This window comes from Flavihumibacter stibioxidans, from assembly GCF_014332695.1.
Taxonomy (GTDB): Bacteria; Bacteroidota; Bacteroidia; order Chitinophagales; family Chitinophagaceae; genus Flavihumibacter; species Flavihumibacter stibioxidans.
Genome location: NZ_MBUA01000028.1, coordinates 105039 through 123915, shown reverse-complemented (window position 1 = coordinate 123915; position 18877 = coordinate 105039). Strand labels below are relative to the sequence as shown.

Annotated in this window: 20 protein-coding genes; 12 read left to right on the top strand and 8 right to left on the bottom strand. The window is 46.9% G+C overall.

What is annotated here, in order from left to right:
* Positions 1-137 precede the first annotated feature (137 nt).
* Genes BC349_RS16205 through BC349_RS16195 form a run of 3 tightly spaced genes read left to right on the top strand, consistent with a single transcriptional unit; the run spans position 138 to position 3378 of the window.
* On the top strand, positions 138-977 hold the full coding sequence (locus BC349_RS16205; protein WP_187257833.1) for a hypothetical protein: 840 nt from the start codon (positions 138-140) through the stop codon (positions 975-977).
* The gene (locus BC349_RS16200) at positions 970-3012 is read left to right on the top strand and encodes a ComEA family DNA-binding protein (protein WP_187257832.1); all 2043 of its coding nucleotides are present in this window, start codon (positions 970-972) and stop codon (positions 3010-3012) included. Before BC349_RS16205 ends, BC349_RS16200 begins: the two co-directional genes overlap by 8 nt.
* A 48-nt stretch (positions 3013-3060) precedes the next feature.
* A complete protein-coding gene (locus tag BC349_RS16195) occupies positions 3061-3378 on the top strand; it encodes a DUF3467 domain-containing protein (RefSeq protein ID WP_187257831.1) in 318 nt (105 codons plus the stop codon).
* Between the two features lie 44 nt (positions 3379-3422).
* Here BC349_RS16195 and radC read toward each other — a convergent pair whose 3' ends face one another.
* Positions 3423-4115, bottom strand: a complete 693-nt coding sequence (gene radC / locus BC349_RS16190) for a RadC family protein (RefSeq protein ID WP_187257830.1) — start codon at positions 4113-4115, stop codon at positions 3423-3425.
* Between the two features lie 92 nt (positions 4116-4207).
* On the opposite strand from radC, the gene BC349_RS16185 reads away from it, so the two are divergent.
* The 8 genes from BC349_RS16185 (at position 4208) to BC349_RS16150 (ending at position 11256) form a co-directional block, all read left to right on the top strand.
* The gene (locus BC349_RS16185) at positions 4208-4411 is read left to right on the top strand and encodes a hypothetical protein (protein WP_187257829.1); all 204 of its coding nucleotides are present in this window, start codon (positions 4208-4210) and stop codon (positions 4409-4411) included.
* 109 nt (positions 4412-4520) lie between these two features.
* Positions 4521-5489, top strand: a complete 969-nt coding sequence (locus BC349_RS16180; protein ID WP_187257828.1) for a ribose-phosphate pyrophosphokinase — start codon at positions 4521-4523, stop codon at positions 5487-5489.
* Positions 5490-5515: 26 nt separating this feature from the next.
* Positions 5516-6100 (top strand): 50S ribosomal protein L25, encoded by a 585-nt coding sequence (locus BC349_RS16175; protein ID WP_187257827.1) that lies wholly within the window; start codon positions 5516-5518, stop codon positions 6098-6100.
* Positions 6101-6282: 182 nt separating this feature from the next.
* Positions 6283-6861 (top strand): aminoacyl-tRNA hydrolase, encoded by a 579-nt coding sequence (gene pth, locus BC349_RS16170; protein ID WP_187257826.1) that lies wholly within the window; start codon positions 6283-6285, stop codon positions 6859-6861.
* Between the two features lie 133 nt (positions 6862-6994).
* Positions 6995-7606, top strand: coding sequence for a fumarylacetoacetate hydrolase family protein (locus BC349_RS16165; protein WP_187257825.1), 612 nt, complete (start codon positions 6995-6997; stop codon positions 7604-7606).
* Positions 7607-7663: 57 nt separating this feature from the next.
* Positions 7664-9730, top strand: a complete 2067-nt coding sequence (locus tag BC349_RS16160) for an alpha-ketoacid dehydrogenase subunit alpha/beta (RefSeq protein WP_187257824.1) — start codon at positions 7664-7666, stop codon at positions 9728-9730.
* Positions 9731-9901: 171 nt separating this feature from the next.
* Positions 9902-10546, top strand: coding sequence for a hypothetical protein (locus tag BC349_RS16155; protein ID WP_187257823.1), 645 nt, complete (start codon positions 9902-9904; stop codon positions 10544-10546).
* Between the two features lie 140 nt (positions 10547-10686).
* Entirely contained in the window at positions 10687-11256 is a 570-nt protein-coding gene (locus BC349_RS16150; protein ID WP_187257822.1) for a fasciclin domain-containing protein, read from the top strand.
* A 19-nt stretch (positions 11257-11275) separates the two neighbouring features.
* On the opposite strand, the gene BC349_RS16145 is transcribed toward BC349_RS16150, so the two are convergent.
* The 7 genes from BC349_RS16145 to BC349_RS16115 all read right to left on the bottom strand — a co-directional run bounded on the left by BC349_RS16145 (position 11276) and on the right by BC349_RS16115 (position 17982).
* The gene (locus BC349_RS16145) at positions 11276-11671 is read right to left on the bottom strand and encodes a group III truncated hemoglobin (protein ID WP_246457006.1); all 396 of its coding nucleotides are present in this window, start codon (positions 11669-11671) and stop codon (positions 11276-11278) included.
* Entirely contained in the window at positions 11668-12435 is a 768-nt protein-coding gene (locus BC349_RS16140; RefSeq protein ID WP_187257821.1) for an ABC transporter permease subunit, read from the bottom strand. Before BC349_RS16140 ends, BC349_RS16145 begins: the two co-directional genes overlap by 4 nt.
* An 8-nt stretch (positions 12436-12443) precedes the next feature.
* Positions 12444-13154: an ABC transporter ATP-binding protein gene (locus BC349_RS16135; protein ID WP_187257820.1), complete on the bottom strand. Its 711-nt coding sequence runs from the start codon at positions 13152-13154 to the stop codon at positions 12444-12446.
* On the bottom strand, positions 13151-14326 hold the full coding sequence (gene nosD, locus BC349_RS16130) for a nitrous oxide reductase family maturation protein NosD (RefSeq protein WP_246457005.1): 1176 nt from the start codon (positions 14324-14326) through the stop codon (positions 13151-13153). The genes BC349_RS16135 and nosD overlap by 4 nt, the downstream gene beginning before the upstream one ends.
* Positions 14327-14382: 56 nt before the next feature.
* Complete coding sequence (locus tag BC349_RS16125; protein ID WP_187257819.1) at positions 14383-15396, bottom strand: nitrous oxide reductase accessory protein NosL; 1014 nt, start codon at positions 15394-15396, stop codon at positions 14383-14385.
* Positions 15397-15470: 74 nt separating this feature from the next.
* On the bottom strand, positions 15471-17486 hold the full coding sequence (nosZ, locus tag BC349_RS16120) for a Sec-dependent nitrous-oxide reductase (RefSeq protein WP_187257818.1): 2016 nt from the start codon (positions 17484-17486) through the stop codon (positions 15471-15473).
* Positions 17487-17511: 25 nt separating this feature from the next.
* Positions 17512-17982 carry a c-type cytochrome gene (locus BC349_RS16115; RefSeq protein WP_187257817.1) on the bottom strand — a complete coding sequence of 157 codons (471 nt, stop codon included), beginning with the start codon at positions 17980-17982 and terminating at the stop codon, positions 17512-17514.
* 230 nt (positions 17983-18212) lie between these two features.
* On the opposite strand from BC349_RS16115, the gene BC349_RS16110 reads away from it, so the two are divergent.
* Complete coding sequence (locus tag BC349_RS16110) at positions 18213-18818, top strand: Crp/Fnr family transcriptional regulator (RefSeq protein WP_187257816.1); 606 nt, start codon at positions 18213-18215, stop codon at positions 18816-18818.
* Positions 18819-18877: the final 59 nt, after the last annotated feature.

Genomic DNA, 18877 nt, shown 5'->3' with positions numbered 1-18877 from the left:
ATGTCGAATTTTATACTTCAGGCCGCCCCAACAGGGCGGCCTGCTTTTTTTATCCCCCTCCTCAGGTGTATTCACCCCGGAATTTTCCCGTTAAAACACGCTTGAATCCGGCGGTAGCTATCCTGATCTTGCAGTGTATGAAACTGTGGTTGGTTGTGTGTATAGTATGGCTCGGGTTCCTGCAAATCAGGGCGCAGTTGCCGGCATTCCGGGAAACCGGCTGGCATGCCTCGGCAGGTTCCTGGAGCCATTTGCTTTTTTCGCCGGCAGGCAGGCTCATCACACCTTCCATGCTGGCAGAAAAACCAGTATTGGCGATACGCACCCATGCCAACCGACCCTTTTTTATCAGTGGTTTATCCAGTGTACAGGCTGATGCTTCTATTCCCGTTTCTGAAAACGCGGGCATGGCACTCAGGCTTGACCGTTATGGAAATGAATTTTTCAGGGAAACAGGTGCAGCGCTGGCCACCGGACTGAAAATAGGCCAGAGGATTGGAGTGGGACTTTCATTCGGGGTAAAAAGATACAGGGTGATTTATTTTGGCAGCAGTTCTGTATTTCAGGCTGGTGGCAGCATTCACTGGTCCGGCAACAATGCCATTGCCGGTTTTTTTATTCATTCCCTTATTAATGGCCCGCACTTTGCCACTCCAGATTCCAATGTAAGAAACACCATTATTGCCGGAACCGGAATCGGGCGTACATGGGCAGGTTCACTCTACACTGATATCAATTTTTATTATTTCACCGGAGAAGGTATTGCCGGCAGGGCGTCCCTGCAATATCAAATCTTATCTGCTGTATTGCTGGCCATGCAGGTGGAAACAAAACCGTTGCGATATGGTTTTGAAGCCGGGTATACACTTAAGGAATACGCTTTGATGGTGACCACAGGTTGGCAGCCATCCCTTGGCTGGAGTCCGGGAATTGCCATTCATTTCAGGAAACCCTCAAAACGGAAGGAAAATGAATAAGGCTGTTTTTATGTTGATTTTAATGTTAGCCATGTTAAGGCTTGGCGCGCAGGAACCATCGCGGGAGCATGCCGAAACCCTTGAACTGGCAGCAGAAAATACTGAAACAGAACCGGAAAATGATGAATGGTTGCAACAGTTGCAATACCTGCAGTTACAGCCATTACATGTAAACCGGTTAAAGGAAGAACAGTTAAAATTGCTGCCACTGGATCCAATACAGATAAGTTCGTTTTTGCGTTACCGTGAATTATTCGGACCGTTCCTGGGCAAGTATGAATTGCAGGCCATCCCTTACTGGGATCATGCCACCATTCGAAAACTGTTGCCCTATCTTTCTTTTAATAAAGATGCCGGCGAGGAGAAAGACCTGGCAGTCATACTCGCCAAAGGACAGCACCAGCTTTTGCTGAGGACAGGCAATCTGCTGGAGAAAGCCAAAGGGTTTTTGCCTGACAGTACGGGTGAAGCCAGGTACCAAGGCAATGCATCCAGGTTATATTTTCGATATACCTATCAATTCAGGCAGCAGTTCTGGATGGGAATAACGGCCGATAAAGATGCGGGTGAAACAATTGGCCGGAAGAACAATGCCTTTGTCGATTTTTTCTCTTTTCATCTTTTTATCCGCCGGTCGGGATTTATCAAAACCATTGCGCTGGGTGATTATGTATTGAATATGGGCCAGGGTCTAATACAGTGGCAGGGGCTGTCATTTGGTAAAACCGGAGAGGCTATCAGCATATACCGCCAGGGAAATACAGTACAGCCATACCGCTCGGGCGGTGAATGGAATTTTCACCGGGGAATTGCCCTGCAGGCCACTGTTAAGAAACTGGAAATAACCCTTTTCGGATCTGCGAAAAAATTAAGCGCCAACCTGGTGACAGATAGTAATGCCGCAACCGGTTTCAGCAGTATTTCGGAAGGAGGCTATCACCGAAGTGCCGGGGAACTGACCGACCGAAAAAATCTAAGGCAGCTGGCGGCAGGAGGGTTGGTACAATATGTTAATACCCGTTTCAGGGCCGGCGCCAGCATGGTTCATTACCATTTCTCCCTTCCCTTTCTTCCCCGGGATGAGCCATATAATTTGTATGCCATAAGGGGTGAAGACTGGACAAACGCGGCTGTCCATTACAGTTATACCATTAAGAATTTTTTCCTCTTTGGTGAAGCAGCCTGGAGCCCGGGCGGTCTGGCCGCAATAAACGGTGCGGTCATCAGCCTGCACCCTGCGGCGGACCTTTCCCTGGTGTACCGGAATATCCAGCCCGGATTTAATTCCCTGTATTCACGGACCTTTTCTGAGCAATCTGCCGTGAACAATGAGAAAGGGTTTTACCTGGGTATTCGTCTGCGGCCGGCACCGGGTTGGCAATTGCAGGCATATGCCGATTATTTCCGGTTTCCCTGGCTGCGTTTCAGGGCAGATGCACCAGGTTTCGGGCAGGAATACCTGTTGCAAATCGGATGGGTAAAACGGCGTCAATGGGATATCCGGCTGCTATTAAGATGGTCCGAAAAGCCCGAAAACCTGGCAGGTAATGTGTTGAACATACCCCTGCCAAAACAGGCTGCCAATGCACGGCTTCATGTGGAAAGGACCCTGAACCGGCAATGGCAGCTATCGGCCAGGCTTGACAGGGTCGGAGTTAAAAAAGCAATTCAGGCTCAGAAGGGCTGGGCTTTTTACCTTGACAGCCGATACCAGTTTAGCCATCCGGCCATCGGATTCTCTGCACGCGGCCATTATTTTGATACGGATGGATATGATACCAGGGTGTACGCTTACGAACGTGACCTGCTCTATTCATTTTCCATCCCTTCTTTTTATGACAGGGGATGGCGATATTATGTCCAGTTACAGGGAAAACTTCCCCGGTTCAGGCTTATCAGACCCATGAAGGTCCAATGGTGGGTCAGGTGGGCCCAAACCCATTATCTCAACCGGAATTCAATCGGCTCAGGCTGGGATGAAATCAGCGGGAAGCAGCGGTCTGAATGGAAATGCCAGTTAATGTTCTCCTGGTAGGGAAGGTTGCCGCTTTCTTATTAGTTTTGTCCTAACAAACAGTGTATAATGGAGAACAATCAAAACACCAATAACAACCAGCTCAACATAGAAATTTCTGAAGAGATTGCAGAAGGTGAATATGCCAACCTGGCCATCATTACCCATTCCCATGCGGAATTTGTGATCGACTTCGTGAATGTGATGCCAGGTACCCCAAAGAGCCGGGTGAAATCCAGGATCATCCTAACTCCCCAGCATGCCAAGCGTTTCATGAAAGCCCTCATCGAAAACATCGATCGTTTTGAAGATGTGAATGGTGAGATCAAGGACCTCGAAGACATACAGATACCGATGAATTTTGGTGGTCCGGCTGCGCAGGCCTAAATGGTAGTTGTGCGGGCGTTGCCGGGTAAAGCAAAATCGGATTGCTATAAGAGCCCCTCGTCTGCGAAACTGAAATACCCTTCATTACTCACAATGATGTGGTCCATGACCCGGATGTCGAGGAATTTGGCCGCCTCTTTTATTTTATAGGTAAGGTCTTCATCGGCCTTACTGGGGCGAAGATTACCCGACGGGTGATTGTGGCTGAGGATCAGTCCCACTGCTTCCTGTTCAATGGCTTTCCGCATGATCATGCGGGGATCCGCCACGGTGCCGGTAATCCCTCCCGAACTGATGATTTCTGAATGCCGGATTTTATTGGCACGGTTCAGGAACAGCACCACAAATACCTCATGCCGGTGATCCTGGAACAACTGTTGCAGGTAAAGGGCCACATCCCGGCTGCAGTTAACCACCGGGCTCTCCAGGGCCATGGCCGCCTGCCTGCGACGGCCCAGCTCAAGTGCGGCAGTAATGGTTACGGCTTTGGCTTCGCCGATGCCCTTGACCTTCATCAGGTCAAAGACCGACAGCTTGCCCAGTTCCTGCAGGTTGTTACGACCGAGCTGCATTAGTTCCCTGGCCAGGTCGAGTGCCGATTTTTCGCGGTTGCCATGGTTCAGCAGCAGGGCCAGCAATTCTGCGTCACTAAGCGACATGGGACTTTTACTAAGTAGTTTTTCCCTGGGCCTGTCGTCTTTTGCCCAGGATTTAATTGAGTGTTTCCGCGCTTCCATGAAATAAGATTAATTAATAATTTTATCTCATAAAAGAGGGTTTTAACCCTTTATCCAATGATATCCTTTTCGAAAAACTAAAACCAGTATCTATGAACACCCGTACATTCACCATCCTGGGAGGATTCCAGTCCATGCTCTTTTGCGTGGGAATTTATGTTGTAGCGTTGTTTTTTTCCATTTTTATCTGCTCTGCTATTTTTAAAGCAGTAAGCGGCCGGAAAACCGCTCAAACCACTACAGTTAAGCCGTTACAGGCTGGCAGCAATGCGCAGCAACTGGTAGCGTCGCGATAAAGAAAATCCATAAAAATCCAAAAGGTTGTGCCAAACGCGCAACCTTTTTGCATTGGTATCATTTTCTTTTTCCGTCAATCTTTATCTTCGCCGCACCAATTATTCGTCTATGACTGCAAAAATCTTCTCCGGTACGGGATCACAGTACCTGGCAGAGAAAATCGCCAACAGCTACGGCATACCATTAGGCAGGATTAATATCCAGAAGTTCAGTGACGGAGAAATTCAAACGGTATACCAGGAAAGTATCAGGGGGGATGTCGTTTTCCTGGTGCAGAGTACCTTTGCTCCCTCCGATAACCTGATGGAACTGCTGCTGATGATCGATGCCGCCCGAAGAGCTTCGGCCTACAAGGTGATTGCAGTGATTCCCTATTATGGTTATGCACGTCAGGATCGTAAGGATAAACCTAGAGTTGCAATTGGCAGTAAGTTGATAGCCAACATGTTAACTGCTGCCGGGGCAGACAGGGTGATCACCATGGACCTGCATGCCCCGCAGATCCAGGGGTATTTCGATATCCCGGTGGACCATCTCGACAGTTCTGTAATTTTTATTCCATATATCGAGCAATTAAAGCTTGAAAACCTTACCTTTGCGGCCCCCGACGTAGGAAGTGCCAACAGGATCAGGGAAATTGCCAGTTATTTCAACGCTGAAATGGTGATCTGTGACAAGCACAGGAAAAGGGCCAACGAAATAGCGAGCATGGTGGTGATTGGAGATGTGACCGACAGAAATGTGATCCTGATTGATGACATCTGCGATACCGGGGGAACCCTCGCAAAAAGTGCCGGGTTATTGAAAGAAAAGGGCGCCACCACAGTAAGGGCCATGTGTACACACCCGGTTCTGAGTGGTAAAGCATATGAAAACATTGGGAACAGTGTGCTGGAAGAGTTGGTGGTTTGTGACACCATCCCGCTGAAACAGAATATTGAAAAGATCAAAGTATTATCTGTAGCGAGTCTTTTTGCAGTAGCATTAAGGAATGCGTTTGAACAGAGGAGTATTACAAGTCTTTTCATTCATTCGCAGAGAAAGGAGCAGGAGGGGATGGGAAACGGTGAAGGGTGAATTAAGTTTTTTTAAATATAACAACAATGAAAACAATTACAATCGAAGGACAACTCAGGACCGAAACCGGGAAAAAAGCCACCCGCCAACTTCGCTCTGAGGAGAAAGTGCCAGGTGTAATTTACGGAGGTGCGCAGGAAATTAATTTCGTAGCGCCTGCCAAGGCTTTTAAGTCGCTGGTATACACCGCTGAATTTCTCCTTGCTGAAGTAAAAATTGACGGGAAAACTTACAGGTGTATCCTGAAAGACATGCAGTTTGACAAGATCACCGACGCCCTGACGCACGTTGACCTGCAGGAACTGGTGGAAGACAAGAAAGTCATCGCTTCCCTGCCACTGCACCTGACCGGAGCTCCTGCCGGTGTGAAAGCCGGTGGTAAACTGGTTACCAAGATCAAGGCACTGAAAGTGAAAACCCTTCCCAAGTACCTGAAGGAGAGCATCGAACTTGATATCACCAACCTGGAGCTGAACCAGAACATACGTGTGGAAGACGTGAAAGCGGAGAACATGGAAATCCTGATTTCCCCCCGTATTCCCATCGCTTCTATCGTCATGACCCGTCAGCTGAAGCAGGAAGAAGCTGCTGCTGAAAAGGGCAAGAAGTAATAGAGAGTGAATGAGTGAATGAGTGAATGAGTGAATGAGTGAATGAGTGAATGAGTGAATACGTGAAAAGGTCAAGAGGTGAATAGGAAACTTTCACTTGTTGACCTTTTCCCATTTAAACTGCCTGCTTTTCGCCCCTTTATTACCCACTTCAAAATTTTCCGTTCTAACCTTTTAACTCCATGAGCAAATACCTCATCGTCGGTCTGGGCAATATTGGTGCTGAATATGATCAGACCCGTCATAATATCGGGTTTGATATCGCCGACGCACTGGTGAAAAAGCTTAATGGCCAGTTCAGGTCAGACCGGCTTGCCGACGTTGCAGAAATAAAGGTAAAAGGCAGGACGCTGGTAGTTATCAAACCAACCACATATATGAATCTGAGTGGGAAAGCGGTTAAATATTGGCGTGATAAGGAGCAGATTCCGGTGGAGAATATCCTGGTACTGGTGGATGACCTGGCATTACCGCTCGAAAGACTCAGGATCAGGGGAGGGGGCAGTGATGGAGGTCATAACGGGCTCAGGAGCATCCAGGAACTGTTGGGGACAACCGAATACCCCAAACTTCGCTTTGGCATAGGCAGCAATTATCCCCGGGGCAGACAGGCCGATTTTGTCCTTGGCAAATGGAAAGACGATGAGTGGCCGCTCGTGCTTCAGAAAGTGACCAAATCGGTGGAAATAATCGAACATTTTGTCCTGGCCGGCCTGGCTTCTGCCATGAATCATTATAACAATGTGGTCTACAAGTTATGATTATTGCATAAGTATGGTTATTTTCGCTAACCACTGGTATTTTACCACCCGATTCGATACCCCTATGTAATACCAGGATCCCACGGATCCATTCAAGATCAGTGATTTTTGAATCATTAAACCCGTAGTGAATATGAAAATATTCTGCATAGGCCGTAACTATGTGGCGCATGCCAAAGAACTTGGAAATGAAGTGCCGGATGAACCCGTTATTTTTATGAAGCCCAAAAGCGCATTGCTTCAGGCCCATACCCCTTTTTATTATCCGGAATTCACCAATGAACTACATTATGAATGCGAGCTGGTTCTTCGCATTAGCAAGAACGGTAAATACATCCAGGACAGGTTTGCCAGCAAATATTATGATGCAGTAACCGTGGGAATTGATTTTACTGCCCGCGACATACAATCCGAATTAAAGGAAAAAGGCCTTCCATGGGAAAAGGCCAAGGCCTGGGATAACTCTGCTGTAATAGGTAAATGGGTTAACCTGGACGAGATCAAAAACAAGAAAGACATCAACTTCAGCTTGCTCAAGAATAAAGAAGTGGTGCAGCAGGGCAACTCAAACCTGATGATATTTTCATTTGACAAGATTGTTGCGCATATTTCCAACTATTTCTCCGTTAATATTGGCGACCTCATCTTTACAGGAACCCCCGCAGGTGTGGGCGAGTGCGTGGTGGGCGATGAACTCGAGGGCTACCTGGAAGACAAGCAAATGTTCAGTGTTGAAATAAAATAATTCCGCGATCGCCAGCTAACAAGTGTTCGTTTATATTTGTGGCCGATTGCACTTGTTATGATTGGAAAAGACATACTATTAAGGGCCTATGGCCACATGTGCCAGGTTCAGTATATGGCCGATACATATGAACAACATCGTTCTGTATGTAAATATGTCCATTCCACCTCCCGTGGCCATGAAGCCGTTCAACTGGCACTGGCCTATCAGCTTAGCCCCGCAGATTATGTAAGTCCTTATTACCGCGATGAGAGCCTTTTGCTGGGTTTGGGGTTTTCCCCGCTTGAACTGATGCTTCAATTACTTGCCAAGGCAGAAGACCCGTTTACAGGTGGGCGCGAATATTATTCCCATCCCAATTACAGGGGCGAAGACAAACCCACCATCATACACCAGAGCAGTGCTACCGGAATGCAGGTAATTCCCACAACGGGTATTGCGCAGGGAGTGAAATTCCTGGAAGCACACCAGCCGTCCAAACTGACATGCACAGCCGAAGGAGAATTACCGGTGGTGGTTTGTTCGCTTGGAGATGCCAGTGTAACGGAAGGAGAGGTGAGCGAGGCATTCCAGTTTGCTGTGCTGAAACAGCTGCCCATCCTTTACCTGGTGCAGGATAATCGCTGGGGTATCAGTGTGTCGGCGGAAGAAGCGAGGGCGATGGACGCCTACGAATATGCAGGCGGCTTTCCCGGTATGGGGCGTTTAAGGATCAATGGAAGCGATTTTGAAGAATCTTACCGCAGCCTGGGCGAAATACTTCAGGTAATAAGAAAGGAGAGAAGACCATTCCTGGTGCAGGCATCCCTGCCTTTGCTGGGGCATCATACAAGTGGTGTAAGGAAGGAGTTCTACCGGACTGAGGAAGACCTGGCTTTACATGCCGCCAGGGATCCCAGGCCATTACTGCGGTCGCGCCTGTTAGAAACCGGTATTACTGAAACCAGCCTGGTTGAAATGGAGAAAAGGGCCAGGGCTGAGGTTGACACTGCTTTCCAGGAAGCGGTGAGCGCTGCTGAACCTGATCCGGCTACTGTAGGTGATCATGTGTTTGTTCCCACTCCCGTATTGTTTGAACAGGGACTCAGAGAGCCGGTTGGCCGGGAAAAGATAATGATGGTGGATGCTGCCCTTTATGCAATAAAAGAGATCATGGAACAATTTCCGGAGGCAGTGCTCTATGGTCAGGATGTTGGCCGGCGACTGGGTGGTGTTTTCCGCGAAGCCGCCACGCTGGCTGAAAAATTCGGCGATCACCGGGTGTTCAATACTGCCATCCAGGAAGCATATATTATCGGATCTACAGTAGGGATGAGTGCGGTAGGGTTAAAGCCTATTGTGGAAGTGCAATTTGCAGATTATATCTATCCGGCATTGAATCAACTCGTGACAGAGATTTCAAAATCCTGCTACCTGAGTTGCGGACGTTTTCCTGTACAAACTTTGATCAGGGTGCCTGTCGGCGCTTATGGCGGCGGCGGTCCTTACCACAGCGGCAGTATTGAGTCAACACTGTTATCCATAAAGGGGATTAAAGTAGTGTATCCATCCAATGCTGCAGATATGAAGGGCTTGATGAAAGCTGCATTCCTGGATCCCAATCCTGTGGTGATGCTGGAACATAAAGGCTTGTATTGGAGCAAGGTGCCGGGAACGGAATCTGCCCGGACTGCAGAACCTTCATCGGATTATATTCTGCCCCTGGGTAAGGCTGCTGTTGTACTACCTGCATTTGCGCTTAGGGTGGAAGAAGGTGACAGTTGTTGTGTGATCACCTATGGTATGGGTGTTTACTGGGCAAAAGCAGCAGCGGCCGCATTGCCGGGGCAGGTGGAAGTGATTGACCTTCGCACGCTTTATCCACTCGATGAAGCACTCGTATATGAATCGGTCAAACGGCATGGGAAGTGTCTTGTACTGACCGAAGAACAGCAGAACAATTCCTTTGCAGAAGCGCTTGCAGGACGGATTTCAAAACATTGTTTCAGGTGGCTCGATGCACCTGTTGAAGTAATGGGCGCACTCAACCTTCCTGCAGTTCCCATGAATATGTACCTCGAATCAGCCATGCTTCCCAATGCTGAAAAAGTCAAACATTGCCTGCAACAATTGTTGTCTGCCTGATAGTTCCTGCTGCTACACACTGCCATCCGGCTTACCTGCCCTTCATCTTGTAGGCTCAATTCATCCTTTCATTTTCCCACTGGTGTAGATTTATGTTTTTGCTCCGCAGATAAGTTTGGATATTTATCTCCGAATTATTTCGTATAAATAGTTTGAACCAAACCTATCTTGATGAAAAATAGAATGATGAAAGGTGCACACCTTTCTGAACGCAAGTGCAGGGAAATTTTGCACCTGTTCTGTGAAGATCTCACAGCCACCCAAATCGCAGGAGTAACTGGTGTGAGCCGGGTTACCATCAATGCGTATCTTAAAATGATCCGGACCCGACTGGCACATTTTTGTGACCAGGAATTTCCCCGGCATCATCTTCCTGAGAACCATCTTTCCCTCAGCGGGTCACCGGATGGTTTGCCCAAGACATCTTATTTTGGTTTTACCCGAATGAATGGATATGTGTATTCAACCGGTTTAACGGATATGTCGCGCGAAAACCTGATCAGCTGGCAAAAGCAGCATATCGACCAAAGTTCCGGTTCCATGACTGCCATTCATGCGGTAGCTGATTTTTCAAACTGGCGTTTATACAGACGTGATATGTTGACTGCAGGACCCCATTCGAATACCAATGGTGATGATATCTCAGGTTTCTGGGGGCTTACGAGGAATCGATTGATGAAATTCCGCGGTGTCAATAAAAATACACTGTACCTGCATATCAAGGAGTGTGAGTTCAGGTACAATAACCGCAATGAAAATATGCACGATAAACTGCTTCACCTCATTAGTAGGCATCCCTTGCATGAATTGCAATAGATGAAATCTTTCTTTATTTCTCATGTGTGTAATGCGGGTAGTGTCTACTACCTGCTTTTTTTTGTATGACCTGAATCATAATGTGAACAGGGGTTCTGTAATAGCTTAGTATATTATTTACACCCTAAAACAAATTGGTTATGAAAAGGAAATCATGGGTCTTCTGTGGCCTGTTTTTTACATTGATTACAACAGGATGCAATAATGCAACTGAGCAGGTCGCATCAGAGCCCGCAGCGGCGGCAAGCAAGCCAATGGGCGGACAGTCTTCAGTGAAAGACGATGAATCACAAAAAGATGTGGTAAAAGTGGCAATCGGAAGTCCCGATCACACTACGCTGGTGAAAGCTGTACAGGCAGCCGGTTTGGTTGATGTGCTCTCAAATGCCGGCCCATTCACGGTTTTTGCTCCGGTAAATGCAGGATTTGATAAGCTTCCGGCAGGCACACTGGACAATCTGCTGAAACCGGAAAACAAGGCAGATCTTGAAAATATTTTACAGTACCATGTATATGTCGGAGTGATAAAAACAGATTATATGAATGATGGCCAGGTACTTGGACAGGCTAATGGCGACAATATCACCATCAGTGTGAAGGATGGTAAAGTGATGGTAAACGGAAAAGCTTCAATACTTGCATCAATACCCGCAAGCAATGGTTTGATACATGTAGTGGATGAAGTGTTGCTGCCACCGGCGAAGAAGTGAAATTCGTAAGGGGTGCTGATTACCTCTCACCCCTCACTATTTTCAATTCCATTACCATCGCAATGGATTGTGCACGCTGGATGATTAATTCGGTATTATCTCCCTCGAAAAGATTGCGGGCAGTAGATTTAAAGATGCGAAGCCATTGGTCAAAATTTTCTTTGGTCAGTGGGTGCAGGCTGTGCAAATGTTTGTGTACCGCCATCGGGTTTCCAGTATAGGATCCTGAATAGAACAGGATGTTTTCCCAGAAATCATACATGACAGGAAGGTGCTTCTCCCAGTTGACCTTAACCACATCAGAAAAAAAATGCCCAATAACCGGGTCCTGCTTTACCACCTCATAAAAGCTGTTGATCAGCATTTCAATGTCTTGCCGGTTGTTAATATCTCTTTTCATAATTACTGTGATCATAGGTCCTTGTTCCTGAATTTCCTGATGGCATAACTGGCAGGTAAAATCATCCAGGCCAGCATCACGAAAGACGCGAATATAATCCCTGCCCTGCTTCCGAAAAAATCCTGGAATAATGCCCCGGTAAAACCCATCATGGCAGAAATGTCGAGTTGCAGTAACAGCAGGATTCTTCCCAGGTCTATGGGGTTCAGCATACTTAGTCCGATCATGGTATTGTCCATCGGATAATCGGCAAACTGGAAAAGGATCATCAATACGAGACCATCGTAAATGAAAGAAAAATAAAACCATAACAGCAGTGCCAGTCCGATTCCCTTGGCCTTATCCCTTGTCAGTACTGCTGCCAGCAATGCCAGCGAAGCAAATACAATGCTTAAGCCGCAGGCGGTCAGGAGAAGGGTCAGGCCGGTACCGGTGGGACTGTACAGCAGAATGGGGATGCCTATTCCAACCAGTGCAGCCACCAGCAGCGAGGCCACCAATCCGAGATATATTCCGGATAGCAGCCTCGTTCTGCGGATGGGTTGTGCTACTAATAATTCGATAAATTCATTTGAGTTATACAGGTATATCGTACAGAAAATAATGCTGATCAGCGGTACTATGATGAGGGTAATGTTCATCAGCCCGAGGATGGATTTTGCCGGATTGTCTTCCAGCATGAACAGGCTGAGCGAAATAACCAGTAACAGTAGTGTATATGCGATGACTATCCTGTTTTTCAGGATGTCAAGAATAATATATTTAATGATCTTTTTCATAGCGGAGCTTATCTGTTTTGTTGCATGATCCTTGCCATGACCTTATTCAGTTTTTCTTCACCGGTATCTTTCTGCAGGCTGGAAACTGAACTGTGGAACCTGAGTTTTCCTTCCTGCAGGTAAACGATTTCTGAAACCAGGTCGTCAAGGTCACTCAGTACATGGGAGGTGATCATGGTCAGTTTACCTTTAGACTTTTCTTTCTGAATTTTTTCCTTCAGTATTTCACTCGATAAAGGGTCCAGTCCCGCTGTTGGTTCGTCGAGGATCAGGATATCGGGGTTGAAAAGAAAAGCCAGGCTGGCACTCACTTTTTGTCTTGTTCCTCCTGATAGTGTACGCATTCGTTTTCCATATAATGACGGAAGGTCAAATGCCTGCAGCAATTCTTCATCCAGGTGTCTGCTGCTGCCCGACCTGATATCCTTTACCATATCTATCACCTGTTCGATGGTCATATTATCCGGAAACCGGCTGATCTGTGGCATATAACCAATTTGCTCGCGGTATGCCCAGTCGCGGGCGATATTCTTATTGTTCACCGTCATGAATCCGCTGTCGGGGATAACCATTCCCAGCAGGCATTTGATCAGGGTGGTTTTTCCTGAACCATTCGGCCCGATCAGTGCAATGGTCTGTCCTTTATTGCAGGTCAGTGAGATATCACTCAATACCTGGAGCCTGCCAAATCGTTTATTCACATTCGTTGCGATGATCATAGTGGTAGTGGTTTCATACTGGGGCTGTCATCCCTGAGGTTTTCCGGTGTGATGCCTGGTATTATTTTTTCTGCTTTTTCGATGATGCTTACTATTGGACTTCTGAACAACATCATGGCACTGGAATTTCTTTCGACGATCATGGCAAAAATGCTGAGCGGCCGGTAGGGAACATCGCCCGTGCCGTTCCTGTTCAGGTCATAACCTTCATATTTATCCCAGTAATTACCTGAAAAACTGTTTAGTACAAGTGATCCATTGGTTGCTATGTCAAAACTGTTGGCAGTGAAATTGTTCAGGTCTATATTGTTGTTATCGCAGGATGCCTGCAACTGGATAGCGTAGCCATTGCCGGTAAAAATATTTTTCCTTATCCTGATGCGGCTGCTGCCTTCCATATATACAGCAGCAGTGTTACGGGAAAAGAGATTGCCTTCGGCATGGCTGTCTGATATGTCTTTCATCAGGATGCCGTAGGCTGCAGGTCCCCAGTTATCACGGAATTCGTTTTGCAGCATGGTTACATGCCTGCTGTACATTACGGCAACACCGGCGCCATTGTTGCCAAATATATTATGTACGTAAATATTGTTGTGTGAAAACATGAAATGGAGTCCATACCGGATATTGTTCTGGCTTTTATTACCGGAAATATTCGTTTCAGTTACGAACTCAAAATAGATACCATCCCGGTGGCCTGAAATATTATTATCAGCGATGATCAGGTGATCGCTTTTCCATCCGTGAATGCCATTGCCACTTTCCAGTTCACTGATACCATTGCTGCTGATCTCATTTTCACTTACCAGGGTGTAGGAAGCATGCTGGCAATAAATGCCAAAGAAGTTATTGACCAGTTTGTTTTTGCGGATGGATACATTGGAAACATTGAGCACCCTTACAGCTGCCAGGTCATTCATGCTGGAATAACCTGAATTCATTAAGGTAAAACCTTCAATGATTACATTGTCGGCTTTTACGGTAAGGATTTCATATTTCTTTTCCCCGTCAAGTACGGGATAATTGATGCCAAGCAGAATCAGGGGTTTGTCGATCGTGATACCTTTTTCACGGTAAGTACCGGGCATTACCCTTATCAGGTCTCCTGCCGCTGCTTTGTTGATGGCAGCCTGGATCAGCTGGCCGGGATATACAGTGATTGTTGCTGCCATTGAAATGACAGGCATAATCCCTAAAAGGAAAATAATAAATGTAAGTCGCCTTTTCATTATTGGTTGATACTTTTCCAGTCAACTGGTTCCAGGTCCTTATCTTTTATGAATTGATCGCGGGAGCCGGCATCCGGAAAGGCTGCAATGCTACCGCCCATGGGACCATGGATGGATTCACCCCTGGCAAAAAATGCTTTTTCCACTGCCAGTAACTGTCCGCTTCCATTGAAGTCTGAGACATACATACCTGCAATGTCTGCTGTATTCAGCCCCTTTGAGCTTTTGAATTTGTTGAGACAGGTCAGTTCGTCAAAATAGAATATTTTCCCTTTAGCAGTGATGAGTTCTGCGCCGAATCGTTTGTCCATAATGGTCATTTTGCAATGATCACAGGGAGCTTTGCCATAGGGGATTTCCTCCGGCCCGGTTTTGCAGGAGGTTAACAGGAGGCTGGAGAACAATAGTAAGCCAAGAGCCGGAAGGTTCACATGTTTTTTACGAATGTCTTTTATTTCAATCCAGACAAATGCCAGTAATAATAAACCTGCACCGAAAAATATCCATCCACCGCTGTCGGGCATGGAATAAGCGCCGAAATTGAGCAACTGTTTGTAACCAAGTAATGGCGGCTGGTAACTTTGCCCGGGTACTTTAATAGCCGCGGCCGGATCAAGGTTGTGACCATAGTTATAGAGCCAGCGGTAGAAGTCCATCATGGCCACAATACCAAAAGCGAGGATGAAACCAAACCAGGCGAAGAAGAACCATTTACGGTTAATGATTGCCGTGAGTAACCCGAATACGGCCAGTCCGATTATTAAGCCTGGCATTACCTGGAATTCAACAAAATCTTTTTCATCAATATGGTTCATCCCGATATAGTGGTTGAGTCCATTAATGATGTCCACGTCGCCGCCCAGTTTATTAGCATAGATCTGCATATAAAGGCCTTCGGGGTATTGGGGGGCTGCGAGGTCTATTTTCCAGATCGGCAGGAATATTACTGTGGCTATTGCTATTGCTGCTACCAGGCTGATGATCCTGGTAACGGGCCTGAGCTTATGGTTCATGATCACTTTGTTTAGATGAGGCGATGTAAAGAAACAGGTCTGCCATAGTGGGGCAGACCTGTTCATTGTCATCTTTATTTTGGCTGCCCGCCATTGCCGTTGTTCTCGGGTGACTTCGCATCAGAAGAATTCTTTCCGAGGCTGAATGTAAGCGGAACATTGCTACCCTTGGGGCTCACTCTCACATATCCCTGCATTTCCTGGTGTAAGGCGCTGCAGAAATCGGTACAGTAGATGGGGTAAATGCCCACTTTTTCAGGTACCCATTTCAGGGTCTGGGTTTCACCAGGCATGATCAGAAGCTCCGCATTGTCTGCGCCTTTCACTGCAAATCCGTGCGGTACGTCCCAGTCCTGCTCAAGGTTGGTAACATGGAACAATACTTCGTCGCCTACTTTTACACCTTCGATGTTGTCAGGTGAGAAGTGTGAACGTATGGAAGTCATGTAAACGTGTACTTTGTTTCCTTCCCTTACAACCCGGCTTTCTTTTTCGCCTTTGGCTGCATATGGGTGTTTGTTGTCTTCAATTTTGAAGATTTTTACAGAATTCGGCCGAATGATATCCGCATGGGCAGACTGTGCGTAGTGTGGTTCTCCGATTGTGGGGAAGTCATTAATTAACTGCATTTTATCTCCGCTGATATCGTACAGTTGTGCACTTTGAGCCAGTTCCGGACCTGTGGGCAGGTAACGGTCCTTGGTTATCTTGTTGTAAGCCACTACATATTTGGCGTTAGGCTTTTTGGTGTCACCACCGGGGATGCTCAGGTGGCCGATGGAATAATAAGTGGGAGCCCTGTCAAGAACCTTAAGGTCCTTGATATTCCATTTTACAATTTCAGAAGAAACAAAGAAGGAAGTATAGGCATTTCCTTTGCCATCAAATTCAGTGTGCAATGGTCCGAGTCCTGGTTTCTGCACTTCTCCGTGAAGGGCCGACTCGTATTTGATTACGGGGATACCTTCATATTCGCCTTCAAAGGCTTTGTCTGCAATGGCCTTCTGCATTTTTGTATAGGAGAATACAGGGATCAGGGCCGCCAGTTTTCCACTGCCTACGATATATTCACCAGTAGGGTCTACATCACAACCGTGTGGTGACTTCGGACAGGGAATGAGGTAACAGATATCCTTAAGCGCAACGGCATCCAGTACGGTCACTTCTTCCAGGATCTCATGTTTGCCGGAATGGGTGGATTCATCCCAGGTATTGCGTGCATAACGGACTTTCTTCTTTTCGCCTTTTCCTGCTTTCAGGTATTCTTCCGCTTTTTTCCAGTTAACTGCCAGGATAAAGTCTTTGTCGCGCTGGGATGCATTCACTTCGAGCAGGGTGTTGGCCTGTTCACTGTTATAGCAACTGAAGAAGAACCATCCGTGACTTGGCCCTTTACCTGCGTGGCTGAGGTCAAAGTTTACCCCGGGTAACAGCAACTGGAAAGCGATATCCATTTTGCCATCTTCCTTGCCTACGCTGATAAAACTGATGGTGCCCTTGAAATTTTGTTTGTAGGAGCTGATGGGCACGTCACCGTCTACATAATCGGGAGGAACACTGAACCTTGTGCCAGCTACCACATATTCTGTATTCTCTGTGATAAAGGGAGAGGAGTGGTTACCGGCACTGTTGGGCAACTCGATGATTTCGGCAGTTCTGAAAGTCTTCAGGTCTATGCGTGCAACCCTTGGTGTATTGTTGGCGTTGCCGAAAACCCAGCGGCCGTCAATTTCACCGTTTGTTTGGGATAACTCTGTGTGATGCAGGTCATCCCAGGGAATAAAGCCATGGGAGGTCATCAACATCGGCTTTGATTCTTCGCTGTATCCCCAGCCTTTTTCGGGATCAACCGAGAATACCGGGATTACACGCAACAGGCGGCCTGACGGTAATCCGTAAGTGCTTAACTGTCCGCTGAATCCTCCGGATACGAAGTTGTAAAACTCATCGTATTGTCCGGGTGCTACAAATGCTTTCGCAGCGGCATCACCACTGATGGCGGTGCCGGTGTTTTTTGGTTTGCAGGCATTGAAACTAAGGGCCGTCACAGTGGCCAGTATTCCAAAGCCGATGGTTGAAATTTTGTTCATGGTATGATTGTTTTTGGGCTCTCAATTATTTTACGCCGTCATTTTTACGCATGAATTCATAAATGTGCCTTGCGTCGTCGTCGGAAAGATTCTGGTTTGGCATGCGAACGAGACAAATTTCCAGTTGTGCCTGTGCCTTTGGATCGGTATTCAGCATTTCGTCCACATTGGTTACGAAATTCATGATCCAGGCTGCTGTATTTCTTTTGGTAACATCTTTCCATCCCGGTCCAACCAGTTTTTCATCGGTCAGTTTGTGGCAGGAGGAGCATTTTACATCAAATACTGTTTGTCCCTTATCTGCCATGGCGGCATCAAGAGTTGCGGGAATCTGTACATCCTTGAATTTGCCGACACCATCTACAGGGGCTGTTGCGGCAGGTGCGGGTTCTGAAGCGGAGGGAGTAGTTTCGGCTTGCTTGTCTTCTTGCTGTGAATTACCACCACAGGCATAAAGGAGGGCGGCAAAACCAGCCAGGAGGAGGAGCTTTTTCATAATGAGTTTTTTTGATGTATGAAATCTTTCTGCTGCAAGTTTAGGCAGGGTGTTAAACAGCAAATATGATTCGGGTCATAAATGGACATATGGCAACTGTTTCTGATGATTATCATGTAGATAACTGATAAACGTCAGCTGATTCCCGTCTTTAATCAGGTCGGTTTGGGGAAATTGTCATAACTTGAAGAAAGGCCTGAAATTAGATTTGTTCCTCAAATTACTCAACCATGACAGAAGGACCGGTCGTTTCAGAGGAAACCCTCCTTAGTTGGGGGGCCACTTATAAAAAGGTGAAAAAGGGAGAGATTATCTTCCTGGAAGGCACCAATGCGAGTTTTTACCATCAATTGGTGGAAGGCAGCGTGCGTTGGGTGAATATCAACGAAGATGGCAGGGAATTCATCCAGGTGATGATTGAAACAGGTGAGAGTTTCGGGGAGTTTCCTCTTTTTGATGACAACCCATATGCCGCCACTGCGATTGCCGATGAGGACAGCCTGCTCATCCGTTTGCATAAAACGAATTTTCACCAGATGTTGCGGTCCAGTTTTGATATTCATTTCACCTTTTCCAGGCTCCTGGTCTGCCGCCTCAGATTTAAATTCCTGACACTCAGGGAACTTGCATATAACAATCCGGAACAGCGCATCTCCACCATGCTCAATTATTATAAAAGGACCAAGGGACTGGGTGAAAAGCTGTGCAAGCTCCATCTTACCCGGCAGCAACTGGCGGACATGACGGGTTTGCGGGTGGAAACGGTCATCCGGACCATCCGGAACCTGCATGAAAAAGGGTCATTGACCATCCAGCGCGGTAAAGTATTTTACTAAACCTGATTCTAATCATCTTCTTCGCCCCCTGTATTTGTTTTTTTTACGGAAAGTAACCG

What these genes read in the sequence shown, in the direction of transcription:
- BC349_RS16155 (WP_187257823.1), top strand. Translation starts at nt 9,902, where the DNA reads ATGAAAAATAGAATGATGAAAGGTGCACACCTTTCTGAACGCAAGTGC.
- BC349_RS16200 (WP_187257832.1), top strand. Translation starts at nt 970, where the DNA reads ATGAATAAGGCTGTTTTTATGTTGATTTTAATGTTAGCCATGTTAAGG.
- BC349_RS16125 (WP_187257819.1), bottom strand. Translation starts at nt 15,396, where the DNA reads ATGAACCATAAGCTCAGGCCCGTTACCAGGATCATCAGCCTGGTAGCA.
- BC349_RS16205 (WP_187257833.1), top strand. Translation starts at nt 138, where the DNA reads ATGAAACTGTGGTTGGTTGTGTGTATAGTATGGCTCGGGTTCCTGCAA.
- BC349_RS16180 (WP_187257828.1), top strand. Translation starts at nt 4,521, where the DNA reads ATGACTGCAAAAATCTTCTCCGGTACGGGATCACAGTACCTGGCAGAG.
- BC349_RS16135 (WP_187257820.1), bottom strand. Translation starts at nt 13,154, where the DNA reads ATGATCATCGCAACGAATGTGAATAAACGATTTGGCAGGCTCCAGGTA.
- BC349_RS16195 (WP_187257831.1), top strand. Translation starts at nt 3,061, where the DNA reads ATGGAGAACAATCAAAACACCAATAACAACCAGCTCAACATAGAAATT.
- BC349_RS16140 (WP_187257821.1), bottom strand. Translation starts at nt 12,435, where the DNA reads ATGAAAAAGATCATTAAATATATTATTCTTGACATCCTGAAAAACAGG.
- BC349_RS16165 (WP_187257825.1), top strand. Translation starts at nt 6,995, where the DNA reads ATGAAAATATTCTGCATAGGCCGTAACTATGTGGCGCATGCCAAAGAA.
- BC349_RS16160 (WP_187257824.1), top strand. Translation starts at nt 7,664, where the DNA reads ATGATTGGAAAAGACATACTATTAAGGGCCTATGGCCACATGTGCCAG.
- BC349_RS16185 (WP_187257829.1), top strand. Translation starts at nt 4,208, where the DNA reads ATGAACACCCGTACATTCACCATCCTGGGAGGATTCCAGTCCATGCTC.
- BC349_RS16175 (WP_187257827.1), top strand. Translation starts at nt 5,516, where the DNA reads ATGAAAACAATTACAATCGAAGGACAACTCAGGACCGAAACCGGGAAA.
- BC349_RS16110 (WP_187257816.1), top strand. Translation starts at nt 18,213, where the DNA reads ATGACAGAAGGACCGGTCGTTTCAGAGGAAACCCTCCTTAGTTGGGGG.
- radC (WP_187257830.1), bottom strand. Translation starts at nt 4,115, where the DNA reads ATGGAAGCGCGGAAACACTCAATTAAATCCTGGGCAAAAGACGACAGG.
- BC349_RS16115 (WP_187257817.1), bottom strand. Translation starts at nt 17,982, where the DNA reads ATGAAAAAGCTCCTCCTCCTGGCTGGTTTTGCCGCCCTCCTTTATGCC.
- BC349_RS16145 (WP_246457006.1), bottom strand. Translation starts at nt 11,671, where the DNA reads ATGATCACAGTAATTATGAAAAGAGATATTAACAACCGGCAAGACATT.
- pth (WP_187257826.1), top strand. Translation starts at nt 6,283, where the DNA reads ATGAGCAAATACCTCATCGTCGGTCTGGGCAATATTGGTGCTGAATAT.
- nosZ (WP_187257818.1), bottom strand. Translation starts at nt 17,486, where the DNA reads ATGAACAAAATTTCAACCATCGGCTTTGGAATACTGGCCACTGTGACG.
- BC349_RS16150 (WP_187257822.1), top strand. Translation starts at nt 10,687, where the DNA reads ATGAAAAGGAAATCATGGGTCTTCTGTGGCCTGTTTTTTACATTGATT.
- nosD (WP_246457005.1), bottom strand. Translation starts at nt 14,326, where the DNA reads ATGGCAGCAACAATCACTGTATATCCCGGCCAGCTGATCCAGGCTGCC.